Genomic DNA, 12,055 nt, shown 5'->3' on the forward strand with positions numbered 1-12,055 from the left:
TTCCCTTCTCTACAAACAGCTTATTTAAAGAATGATTGAATGTCGTTCCAAGTGACAATCAACATTAAGATCATCAATAAGGCAAATCCGATAAAGTGGACGAATCCTTCCTTTTTCGGATCAATCGGACGCCCTCGCACCGCTTCGAATAAGAGGAAGATCAAACGTCCTCCATCCAAAGCCGGAAGTGGGAGCAAGTTGAAGATAGCGAGGTTGACGGAAAGGAGCGCTGTCCAGTTCAACAACATGATCAAACCGCTCGCTGCCACTTCATCTGTCATCCGAACGATTCCAACAGGTCCTGCCAATTGATCGACACCAACTTGTCCCGTCACTAAATCACCGACGGCTGAGAAGATGAGGGTGGACATCGTCCAAGTCGTCTCAGCACCTGTCGTCACGGCTTTGACCGGTGAACGCTCTAATGCGTTCGTGACACCTAGAATCCCGACCGTTTCGCCATTTTGTTCAACCGCTTGTGGTGTGACGGTGACGGTCTCCTCCTCACCATCACGGACGTACGTGACATCCGTTGGCGTATCGGCGCGGTCAGCTAGAGCCGTGCGCAAGTCGAGCCAATCCGTGACTGGTTCGCCTTCAATCGAAACAATTTCATCTCCACTCATCAACCCTGCCTCATCAGCGGCTGAATCAGGTTGAACGGTACCGATTCGACCATCGTTCGTCGGCGTTCCTTGAACGAGACCAACGATAATGAGCAAGATGAACGCTAACACGAAATTCATCGCTGGACCGGCTGCAATCGCCAAGACCCGTTTCCATACCGATTGGGCACCGAACGTGCGATCATACGGTGCGATTTGAATTTCCATCCCTTGGTCGACAAGAAGTGTATCCCGTTCTAACGAATAGACACGTACTTCCTCATCGATGAGGAGCTGTACTTTTAATTCATGCGTCGCATCAAATTTATCGACGGTACCGACGACTTGAACATCCGTAGCGGTGTCCGGCTGAAAATAGACCCGATCCACTGTGCCTTGTTCGGTTAAACGAAGTCCAACGTGCTGCCCTGCACGTACTTCAATCGGTTCGAAATCTTCCCCAGCCATTTTGACATAGCCACCGATTGGTAAGAGACGGATGGTATAGAGCGTTTCATTTTTACGGAATGAAACAATTTTCGGACCGAATCCGATTGCAAACTCGTGACAGAGAATGCCTGCCCGTTTCGCCATGACGAGGTGTCCCCACTCGTGTACAGAAATGAGAACCCCGAACATCAGGACGATGGCGATAAAAGTCGTCATGATTTATTCCCCACCTTCAATTCCTTGCTGAATCTGTTGACGTACTGCTTGGTCCACTTCTAGAATTTGTGCGAGCGTCGGTTCGGCAATCACTTCATGTTGAGCCATCGCCTCTTCAACGAGTCGTTCAATTTCTAAGAACGTGATCTGACCGTTTAGGAACAGGTCCACTGCCATTTCATTGGCCGCATTCAGGACTGTCGGCATCGAGCCGCCAATTCTTCCTGCTTCAAACGCTAACCGAAGTGCCGGATAACGGTTGAAATCAGCCTCTTGAAAATGTAGCTTACCGATTTCTTTCAAGTTTAACCGCTTATTCCCCTCAATTTCAAGCCGCTTCGGTTCCGAAAGCGCATAGAGAATCGGTCCCCGCATATCCGGGTTTCCGAGTTGTGCCATCACAGCCGCATCTTTAAATTCGACCATCGAGTGAATAATCGATTCCCGATGCAAGATGACTTCAATATCATTATAGTCGATATCGAACAGCCAGTGTGCCTCGATCACCTCGAGCCCTTTATTAAACATCGTCGCAGAGTCGATTGTGATCTTCGCCCCCATCGACCAGTTCGGATGATTCAATGCATCTTCAACCGTCACGTCGGCTAGTTCTTCCCGTGAACGGTCACGAAAACTTCCGCCAGACGCAGTTAAAATAATTTTTGAAACATCTTCTCTTCGTTCCCCGTTCAAACATTGGTAGATGGCAGAATGCTCGCTATCGACCGGTAAAAGTTTAACCCCATGTTCTTTCACGGCCGCCTTGACGAGATGCCCTGCCGTAACGAGTGTTTCTTTGTTGGCGAGTGCAATATCTTTTCCTGCTTGAATCGCAGCAAGCGTCGGCTCGAGACCGACCGCTCCCACGACTGCTGTCACGACGATATCCGCGCGTTCTGCCGTCGCACACTCTTTGAGACCTTCAGGACCGATGAAATATAGAGGTTCATATGTAAGGCGCGGCTTCAATTGTTCGAGTACTTCGATACTTGTCGCCGACACATATTTTGGTCTAAGTCGATTGATCCATTCCGTGGCAACATCGACGTTCGTGCCGAACGCATACGCCTCTAATTCAAACAGGTCGGGGTGCTGTTCGATGACGTCACATGTCTGCACGCCAATCGAACCTGTCGCCCCAATTAAGCTAATTCGCTTCATCTCGACACTCCTTCTTATAGCAGATTAAACACCCAAATGACGGTAAAAACCGCAATCATACTGTCGAACCGGTCAAGGATTCCTCCGTGGCCAGGTAAGAGATGACCCGAATCTTTTACTCCGAACTGACGTTTATAAGCGGATTGTACCAAATCACCGAGCTGTCCGACGACAGCAACGACAATGGCTAAAATAATCACTTCTAATACGGGTAAGATCGGATCGATCCAGACGAAGATGATGCCGAGTACAATGGCCGATACAATTCCGCCGATTGCCCCTTCAATCGTCTTATTCGGGCTGATCGATGGCCATAATTTTGCCTTCCCGAACGCTTTCCCAGTGAAATAGGCTCCAGAATCCGTCGCCCAAATCATGAACAAAATAAGCAACACTTTCGACAACCCATCGTCAGATAGGCGTACGAGCGCGAAACTTGAGAAACCGACGACCAAGTAGACAGCGGATACGAAATAGAATCCTGCATCTTCATATGTGAATCGATTTTTTGTGACAACCGTCCAAAACAGTAATAACACAAGCCCTAATACGAGCCACTGTTCAATCGTGAACGGCATCTCGTCCGTGACGATTCGCGTTTCCAGTAACAACAAGACAAACGGGAAAGCAACGAGGAGCGATGTCACTAAAAATGGGAATGCCAACAGTTTATGTTTACGCATCAACGTAAACTCGCTCAATCCAATGAGGGCGAGAATCCCCATTAAAGAAACAAAGGCGTTACCACCAAGTGCAATGACGGTAATAAAGATTGCGCCCGCCCAAAGTCCTGTAATAATTCGTGTCTTCATGTTACACCCCACCAAAACGTCGCGTGCGCGCGTTGTAAGATTCAATCGCTTCTACAAAATGCTCACGCTTAAATTCTGGCCACAATACTTCTGTAAAGTGGAGTTCAGCATATGCGCTTTGCCAAAGTAAAAAGTTTGAGAGTCGTTGTTCACCGCTTGTACGTATGATGAGGTCCACATCTTGAACGTGAGTCATGAGACGTTCACCGATTAACTGATCATCCACGGCGTCTGACATTAGCATACCAGACTGTACATCCTCGGCAATGCTACGCATCGCTTGGACGAGCTCATCCCGACCACCATAGTTGAGTGCGAAAACGAGTTTCAAGCCTGTATTTGTGGCAGTCCGTTCTCTCGCCTGATCGACAGCCTCCCGCGTCTCGCGTGGAAGCTTCGTCGTGTCCCCAGCGACAAGCACCTGGACGTTCTGTTCATGAAGTTCCTTCAAATCGGTCTCTAAAAACTGTTTCGGCAACTTCATCAAGAATGAGACTTCCTCTTCCGGACGAGTCCAGTTCTCCGTAGAGAACGCGTAAAGCGTCAGTGATTGAATCCCGAGTTCTTGCGCTGTCCGAACCGCTTCACGGATTGACTTCATCCCTTCTCGGTGACCCATGATGCGAGGGAGACCACGTTTTTTGGCCCAACGTCCATTTCCATCCATGATGATGGCTACGTGCTCAGGAACACTTAATTCTGCCTCGATTTTTGTTTTAGGATTCACCCATTTAAACATTCTGTTATCCTCCTGATTGTATGAAAGAAGGACCCTCTCAGAAAAAGGGTCCCCACACAGCTTTTTGGTATACCACTTCCGTGATTACACTTCCATGATTTCTTTTTCTTTCGTTGCTGCAGATTCATCAATCTTCTTGATATACGAATCCGTCAACGTTTGAACGTCATCTGCATATCCGCGGAGATCGTCTTCTGTTAACTCGCCATCTTTTTCGAGTTTTTTCAAGTTTTCGTTAGCATCACGGCGAACGTTACGGACAGCGACTTTCGCCTCTTCCGCATATTTCTTCGTGATTTTAACCAATTCTTTACGACGTTCTTCCGTCAAGGCAGGAATCGCCAAACGGATGACTGTTCCGTCAGAAGATGGAGACAAGCCGAGGTCTGCCTTTTGAATCGCTTTTTCTACTTCAGAAACCATTGATTTATCCCATGGTTGAATCAAGAGCAAGCGCGCTTCTGGTGTATTGATGTTTGCTACTTGATTGAGTGGTGTTGGAACACCATAGTAATCAACTTGAACAGGATCCAAAATCGATGCGCTGGCACGGCCAGTGCGAAGCGTACCAAAATCACGTTTCAGTGACGTGTGCGCTTTTTCCATTTTTTCTTCAGCTGTTTGCAATACTTCTTTGACACTCATGAATTGACTCCTCCTACTACCGTCCCGATATGTTCCCCGAGTACGACACGTTTAATGTTACCTTCTTCAAGCAATGAGAATACAATCAATGGAATGTGATTGTCCATACAGAGTGATGTTGCCGTTGAGTCCATGACTTGAAGCCCGTCTTTTAAGACATCAAGGTATGACAACGATTCATATTTCACTGCAGTGGCATCCAATTTCGGATCGGCAGAGTAGACGCCGTCCACATTGTTTTTACCCATTAAAATGACATCGGCTTCGATTTCAGCAGCGCGAAGTGCAGCTGTCGTATCCGTTGAGAAATATGGGTTTCCTGTACCCGCTGCAAAGATGACGACGCGACCTTTTTCAAGGTGACGCATTGCCCGGCGACGAATGTATGGCTCAGCAACTTGTCGCATTTCAATTGATGTTTGGACACGCGTTTGGACACCGTACGTTTCAAGGCTGTCTTGAAGGGCAAGTGAGTTTAAGACAGTGGCGAGCATTCCCATGTAGTCTGCGTTTGCCCGGTCCATCCCAAGTTCACTACCCGTCTTTCCACGCCAAATGTTTCCGGCACCAACAACCACGGCCACTTCTACACCCATCTCGATCAATTCTTTAATTTGATTTGAGATTGAGTTTACAATGTTAGGGTCAATCCCATAACCTTGATCTCCAGCGAGCGCTTCTCCACTCAATTTTAACACAATTCGTTTATATTTCGGTTCCATAACTTTGCCTCCTCTTGCTTGAAAAAAGGGAACACGCTCCCTTAACGAACTAACTCAAGGTTATAAAGACGTGTTCCCAATTTTGAATGCATCATATACGATGACGCAGATTATTTTTTAAGTTGGTTCATAACTTCTTCAGCAAAGTTCTCTTCACGTTTCTCCATACCTTCTCCTACTTCGAAGCGTACGAATGAGTTGACTTTCCCGCCTTTAGATTCTACATACTTACCAACTTTGAAGTCGCCGTCTTTTACGAACGTTTGGTCTACGAGGCAGATTTCCTCGAAGTACTTGTTCATGCGACCAGCAATCATCTTCTCAACGATGTTAGCAGGTTTGCCTTCGTTAAGAGCTTGCTCAGTCAAGACTTTCTTCTCACGGTCGATTTCTTCAGCTGATACTTCATCGCGTGTCGCGTAAAGTGGACGTGCTGCTGCAACGTGCATTGCAACGTCTTTTGCAACTGTTTCGTCAGACGTGCCGTCGATTACGACTACAGAACCGATGCGACCACCCATGTGGAGGTACGTACCGAATACAGCGTCGTCAGCTTTTTCAAGAACAGCCACACGGCGGAGTGAGATTTTCTCTCCGATTGTAGAAGCTTCTTCTTGGATGTACGTTTCAAGCGTTTTGCCTGCTTCGTAATCAGCTGCGAGTGCTGCTTCTGCAGTTGTTGCGCCTGAAGCGAGTACTGCTTTTGCTACGTTGTTGACGAGTGTTTGGAACTTCTCGTTCTTCGCAACGAAGTCTGTTTCTGAGTTGATTTCGACGAGCACAGCTTTGTTGCCTTCAACTGCTACTGCTGTCAAACCTTCAGCGGCGATACGATCACCTTTTGCTGCTGCTTTAGCGATTCCTTTTTCGCGAAGGAAGTCGATTGCTGCTTGCATGTCACCGTCTGTTTCAACGAGTGCTTTTTTGCAATCGAGCATTCCTGCTCCTGTTTTTTCACGAAGTTCTTTTACCATTGCTGCTGTAACTGCCATCGGAAATTCCTCCTTGTAAAACTTACGAATTTTAAGAAAAAGCACGAGGCTTTTTGAATACTTGTCCTAAAAAAAGGTGATAAAAGGCTTTCCCTTTATCACCTATTGTCTCACTGATTACTCAGCTTCTGTAGCTTCAGCTTCTGTCGCTACAGCTTCTTCAGCAACTTCTTCTTCACCTTGCTTCGCTTCGATGATCGCATCTGCCATTTTCGAAGTGAGCAACTTAACTGCACGAATTGCATCGTCGTTCGCTGGGATAACGTAGTCGATTTCATCTGGGTCACAGTTTGTGTCGACAATCGCAACGATTGGGATGTTCAATTTGTGAGCTTCCGCGATTGCGATACGCTCTTTACGTGGGTCAACGATGAAGAGTGCGTCAGGCACACCAGGCATATCCTTGATTCCGCCGAGGAACTTCTCAAGACGAGTCATTTCTTTTTTCAAGATGATGACTTCTTTCTTAGGAAGCACTTCGAACGTGCCGTCTTCTTCCATTTTTTCGAGTTGCTTCAAGCGGTTAATACGCTTTTTGATTGTTGAGAAGTTAGTGAGTGTTCCACCCAACCAACGCTCGTTAATGAAGAACATACCAGAACGGATTGCTTCTTCTTTGATTGTATCTTGAGCTTGTTTTTTCGTACCAACGAAGAGGACGTTTCCGCCTTCTGCCGCGAGTTCACGAACAAAGTTGTAAGCTTCGTCTACTTTTTTGACCGTTTTTTGAAGGTCGATGATGTAGATCCCGTTACGCTCTGTGAAGATGTATTTCGCCATTTTTGGGTTCCAACGGCGTGTTTGGTGACCGAAGTGTACACCAGCTTCAAGCAATTGCTTCATTGAAATTACTGCCATGATAAATTTCCTCCTTGTGGTTTAAAAAAGTCCTCCGCCTCGTTCATTGTTGTATTCCGACCTTTCGGCACCGAGGAATATCATCCCGAGACGTGTGTGATGTGTTTAACACCGAGAACTACTATAGCATATGTCACGAAATCCGGCAACTCTCACTTTTTGCGAAGTTTCGCATATAGCGCGAGTTCACCTTCCCCTTTTCCGAGGATGCGGGCCGCGTCTCGAACCGAGTGGCGCAGTAACACATCGTCTACGTCAACCGACGTTGTTGAGTTCTCTTCATTCAACTCATCGGACACGGACTCAATGTTTGCTTCAACAAGTATCGAGTCTTCCTGATGAACGTCCGCTTTACGCTCTACCGGTTCCTTCGTGACAAGGTCGTTCATCGACTCCATGAACGAGAGAAGCAATGTCTCCGTTTCCTGCTTCTCCCGTTCGAGTCGTTCGATCCGTTCTTGTAACGTCTGGACTTGACGGTATCCGAATAAAAAACCGTAAGCAACCAAACAAGCCGTTACTACATACACAATATACACTTGTTCATCTCCTCACGATGTCTTTTCTTCTAAATAGGACCGTCCAAGCGCTTGTTTCAACGTCTTCAAGGCCTTTGAATGAATTTGAGAAATGCGGGAAGTCGATAGTTCGAGCACTTCCCCAATCTCAGTCAATGTCAATTCATCAAAATAAAATAACGATACGACGAGCCGTTCTTTTTCCGATAGATGGTCCACTTCTGTCGCGAGCACGTCAATCAATTCTCGTTGAAGGAGTGTGTCTTCTGGTTTTTCGGAGTCTGGATCGAAGTACGTGACAGACATCACTTTGCCTTCTTCTTGTAACGTCACAGCCTCATCAATCGATAACATATTGGCAAAATATCCTTCTGCCATCGTCCGTTCAATCTCAGAAACAGGAAGGTCACAGGCGACTGCCAACTCATTCTTCGTCGGAGCGCGATGAAGTGATTGTTCAAGTTGTTCTGCTACCTGATCGATTTTTTTTACTTTCTCACGAACCGAACGAGGTAACCAGTCTACTTTGCGCAATCCATCGATAATAGCTCCTCGAATTCGAAACGCAGCGTACGTATCAAATTTATTGTTATGCTCTGGATCATATTTCATAAGGGCATCGTACAATCCCATGTAACCCAAACTTTTCAATTCGTCGCGTTCGACGCTCTTTGGAAGCGTCACGATCATCCGTTGTACGTGGTAGTGGATGAGAAACTCGTAATGTGCTAGTAGTTCGTTTGCTGTATCCATATCACGGTCCGTATTCCAGCGATCCCACAACTGTGTAAGATGAGTCGTCATGTCGATCCCCCCTTATAGTTCTTTCGTACCTACGCTCACCGTCCGAATCGATAAGACCGATGTCGCAACATCGAACTCAATCGTCCGTCCGTTATGACCGCCACAATCTTCGGCCACGAGCGGAATCCGATGAACCTTTAATGCTTGACGAATCGCCTCGGCGTTTCGTTCACCGATTCGCATCGCTTCATTCTCATATTTAAATTGAAACATTTGTGCCCCACCAGCCATTTTCGCTTGTAGCCGCGTCGCTCCCTCTCGTTTGAGAGAACGGACGAGCGTATCGATGGCTGTGTCCGCATATTTTCCTACTTCAATCGCTTGATTCTTCCGCGCAATGGTCGAGTCAGGTAACATGACATGCGCCATTGCCGCCAATTGGAGACGAGTGTCATATAAGATGACGCCTACACACGAACCAAGTCCGGCTGTCCGTAACCGATTCGGTGCCGTCGTTTGCTTCCACTCGGCGATGCCAATTTTTAAAACGTCAGCCATGACCAATCAACCGTTCTTGAATGCGTTTGAGTGAACCATGTGTTGGTAGGAACAACACATGTCCTGCACTTACTTTTTGATCAATCATAAAGGTCGTATCGATATACAATGCGGCGTCTTCCTCCGGTTGAACCGATGTGACGACAAACTCGACGATCGATCCCGCCATATCGATGGCGGTTGCCGGTACTTGGATCATGATTGGAGTCTGCAACCAATCCCCTAGTGCACGTGCGTACGCACCACTCATAATATTCCCGACCTCTTCCCAGGCCGACTGTCCGAGTTCATCACCAGATTGGAATGAGAACGGCATGCCGATCAGTGTCGACACCATCTGCTCGGCGTCCTCAACGGCAAATAAAATAAGAATCATGCCGCGAATCTCACCATCTAACTCGAGTAGCACCGAAGCGACGTGTCGCTCCGGACCACCCACTCGATCAGGTAAATACGAGATCGGCTCCATTTCAGCCGAGGAGACCGTGATATTCACCGGTTTGGCTAACATGGCGGATAACGCAGTAGCCGCATGACCAGACCCTATATTTCCCAGTTCCTTTAACAAGTCTTGCTCAAACTCACTCAGCATATTGTTCCTCAAACAACGCATTCGCATCGAGAAGCGAGAAGAGTTTGTCTTCCCCTTTAGCGATTGCTGTCAAGTGTGCTGAAATCATGTCGCGACTCGATTCAGGAATCGGTTCAATCCGCACTTCATCACTCTCGACAACTTCATTTGCCCGGTCAACGATAAAGCCCGCGTCCCCTTGATTCAATGATGCGATTAAAATACGTGTCTCATCCGTCGGTTCGATTTCTTCATAACCGAGGCGTAAACGAAGATCGATGACCGGTGTGACGACACCTCGAAGATTAATGACCCCTTTCACGTGTGACGGGGCATTCGGAACGCGTGTGATTGGCTGAAGTCGCTCGATTGAGCGGACCGATTGCACATCGATCCCGTACGTATTTTCTTCAAGTGAAAAGACTACCCATTTCTGTTCCATCTATATTCCTCCTTAAAAGAGATCGTTACTATCTACGATAAGGGCGACGCGACCGTCACCGAGAATGGTCGCACCTGAGATAGCAGGAATCCCTTCAAGATACGTACCGAGCGGTTTCATGACAATTTCTTGTTGGCCAATCAACTCGTTGACGACGACACCAACGAGTTTGTTACCTTTTCGAACGACGACGACCGGGAATTGGGACTTCGTTTCTGATTCGATTCCGAACATTTCTTTTAAGTAGACGAGTGGAACCAATTGCCCACGGAAATCAAAGACGCGCTCACGATGCGCCGTCAAAATGTCCGCTTCATCAAGTAAGGTTGTCTCAAGAATCGATGACAACGGAATCGCATACGATTCCTCACCGACTTGTACGAGCATGGCCGAGATGATGGAGAGGGTGAGTGGCAAGCTGACCTGGAATTTTGTTCCTTGTCCTGCGACCGTCTCTAATGAAACGACACCACCAAGCGACTCGATTTTATTTTTGACGACATCGAGTCCGACACCACGACCTGAAAGGTCCGTTACCACATCTGCTGTCGAGAAGCCTGGGGCGAAGATCAGCATCGCCAGCTCGTTCTCAGACATCATGGTCGCCTCTTCATCCGAAATGACGCCACGTTCTAATGCTTTCGAGCGAACTTTGTCGACGTTGATGCCGGCACCATCATCCTCAATCTCAATGAAGACGCGGTTACCGCCATGATAAGCGCGGAGGGCTAGCATGCCTTGTTCCGGCTTGCCTGCTTTCACGCGAACTTCAGGGCGTTCGATTCCATGGTCGATTGCATTCCGAATCAAGTGAACGAGCGGGTCGCCAATTTCATCGATGACCGTCCGATCAAGTTCTGTCTCCGCACCCGAAATATCCAATTGAACTTTCTTATGAATTTCTTTCGCGACCGAGCGAACCATGCGTGGGAAGCGATTGAACACTTGCTCAATCGGCATCATGCGAAGTGTCAAGACGAGAGATTGCAGTTCGTTCGTACCCCGCTTGATTTTTTCAACCGTTTCATTCAATTCTGGTTGCCCCACCTCGTCAGCGAGTCGTTCCAAACGCCCACGATCGATGATGAATTCTTCGAACAAGTTCATGAGACGATCAATTCGTTCCAAGTTGACACGAATCGTCTTCGCTTGTGCCTGGGCCGCAACTTGTTCTTTCGTATCTTTCGTTTCTTTTTCTTCCTGGTCTGGAGCTGTCTGCACCACTGGTTCTGGGACTACCACTTCGGCTGTGACTGCGACTTCTGGTTCGCTTTCTGACGCCCCTGTGAACACATTGACTTCGACACGCTCCACTTCCGACACCTGGGCGATGGCGTGTTCGATGACTTCCGCTGTCTCTTGTGAGAGGAACAAGACGTCAAACGACAAGTCGAATTGCTCTTGTTCAATTTCTTCTGTTTCCGGATGTGTCCGTACCACTTCACCGAGTTCTTGAAGGCGATCAAACACCATGTAAGCCCGAGCCGCTTTTAAGACGACAGCGTCTGATAGTTTTACAGTGATTTGATACGCTTCAAACCCAGTTTGTTTCGCCTGGTCGATTACTGAATTCGTATAAAGGTCGACTTCGAATGTATTTGACTCTTTTACCTCAGTAACCACAACCTCTTTTCCACCGATAAACGATTGGAAGGCAGCGACCGTTTCAGAAACGTCCACGTTCGCACCTCGTCCGCCGTTCTCAATGTCAGCAATCATGTCCTCCATCTGTTCCATAGCGATGAACATCGTGTCCAACAAAAGTTGGTTGCTTTCTTTTTTACCGCCACGCACAAGGTCGAGTGCACTTTCCATCTCATGCGTCAAATTGGCCACGTGTTCGTACCCCATCGTCGAGGACATCCCTTTTAACGTATGTGCAGACCGGAAAATCTCTTGAACGACATCCGCCCCACCCGACTGTTCTAACTTAAGTAACTGTGTGTTGATCGATTGGATATGTTCTTGGGATTCATCTAAAAACAACCCTAAGTATTCGTTCACGTCCATCTTTATTGCCTC

At 47.5% G+C, this 12,055-nt stretch carries 14 protein-coding genes; all 14 read right to left on the bottom strand.

From position 1 onward, the window contains the following. Positions 1–20: 20 nt before the first annotated feature. On the bottom strand, positions 21–1,271 hold the full coding sequence (gene rseP, locus KNO99_RS03945) for an RIP metalloprotease RseP (RefSeq protein ID WP_214745429.1): 1,251 nt from the start codon (positions 1,269–1,271) through the stop codon (positions 21–23). A gap of 3 nt (positions 1,272–1,274) precedes the next feature. After that, a complete protein-coding gene (dxr, locus tag KNO99_RS03950) occupies positions 1,275–2,432 on the bottom strand; it encodes a 1-deoxy-D-xylulose-5-phosphate reductoisomerase (RefSeq protein ID WP_214745431.1) in 1,158 nt (385 codons plus the stop codon). Positions 2,433–2,446: 14 nt separating this feature from the next. Further along, positions 2,447–3,244: a phosphatidate cytidylyltransferase gene (locus tag KNO99_RS03955; protein ID WP_214745433.1), complete on the bottom strand. Its 798-nt coding sequence runs from the start codon at positions 3,242–3,244 to the stop codon at positions 2,447–2,449. A gap of 1 nt (position 3,245) precedes the next feature. Continuing rightward, on the bottom strand, positions 3,246–3,983 hold the full coding sequence (locus KNO99_RS03960) for an undecaprenyl pyrophosphate synthase (RefSeq protein ID WP_214745435.1): 738 nt from the start codon (positions 3,981–3,983) through the stop codon (positions 3,246–3,248). Between the two features lie 84 nt (positions 3,984–4,067). Beyond that, positions 4,068–4,628 (bottom strand): ribosome recycling factor, encoded by a 561-nt coding sequence (frr, locus tag KNO99_RS03965; protein ID WP_074034674.1) that lies wholly within the window; start codon positions 4,626–4,628, stop codon positions 4,068–4,070. After that, complete coding sequence (gene pyrH, locus KNO99_RS03970) at positions 4,625–5,350, bottom strand: UMP kinase (protein ID WP_074034675.1); 726 nt, start codon at positions 5,348–5,350, stop codon at positions 4,625–4,627. The genes frr and pyrH overlap by 4 nt, the downstream gene beginning before the upstream one ends. A 110-nt stretch (positions 5,351–5,460) precedes the next feature. Then, a complete protein-coding gene (gene tsf, locus KNO99_RS03975) occupies positions 5,461–6,342 on the bottom strand; it encodes a translation elongation factor Ts (RefSeq protein WP_074034676.1) in 882 nt (293 codons plus the stop codon). Between the two features lie 117 nt (positions 6,343–6,459). Further along, complete coding sequence (rpsB, locus tag KNO99_RS03980; protein WP_015881415.1) at positions 6,460–7,200, bottom strand: 30S ribosomal protein S2; 741 nt, start codon at positions 7,198–7,200, stop codon at positions 6,460–6,462. A 152-nt stretch (positions 7,201–7,352) separates the two neighbouring features. Next, positions 7,353–7,739, bottom strand: coding sequence for a hypothetical protein (locus tag KNO99_RS03985; protein WP_214745437.1), 387 nt, complete (start codon positions 7,737–7,739; stop codon positions 7,353–7,355). A 12-nt stretch (positions 7,740–7,751) separates the two neighbouring features. Continuing rightward, positions 7,752–8,522 (bottom strand): FliA/WhiG family RNA polymerase sigma factor, encoded by a 771-nt coding sequence (locus tag KNO99_RS03990; RefSeq protein ID WP_214745439.1) that lies wholly within the window; start codon positions 8,520–8,522, stop codon positions 7,752–7,754. A gap of 12 nt (positions 8,523–8,534) precedes the next feature. Beyond that, on the bottom strand, positions 8,535–9,020 hold the full coding sequence (locus KNO99_RS03995; RefSeq protein ID WP_074034679.1) for a chemotaxis protein CheD: 486 nt from the start codon (positions 9,018–9,020) through the stop codon (positions 8,535–8,537). After that, positions 9,013–9,612 (bottom strand): chemotaxis protein CheC, encoded by a 600-nt coding sequence (locus KNO99_RS04000; protein ID WP_214691834.1) that lies wholly within the window; start codon positions 9,610–9,612, stop codon positions 9,013–9,015. The genes KNO99_RS03995 and KNO99_RS04000 overlap by 8 nt, the downstream gene beginning before the upstream one ends. Further along, entirely contained in the window at positions 9,602–10,033 is a 432-nt protein-coding gene (locus KNO99_RS04005; RefSeq protein ID WP_074034681.1) for a chemotaxis protein CheW, read from the bottom strand. The genes KNO99_RS04000 and KNO99_RS04005 overlap by 11 nt, the downstream gene beginning before the upstream one ends. Before the next feature lie 12 nt (positions 10,034–10,045). Beyond that, entirely contained in the window at positions 10,046–12,043 is a 1,998-nt protein-coding gene (locus KNO99_RS04010) for a chemotaxis protein CheA (RefSeq protein ID WP_214745441.1), read from the bottom strand. Positions 12,044–12,055 lie beyond the last annotated feature (12 nt).

It is taken from the genome of Exiguobacterium sp. s189, assembly GCF_018617615.1.
GTDB lineage: Bacteria > Bacillota > Bacilli > Exiguobacteriales > Exiguobacteriaceae > Exiguobacterium > Exiguobacterium aestuarii_A.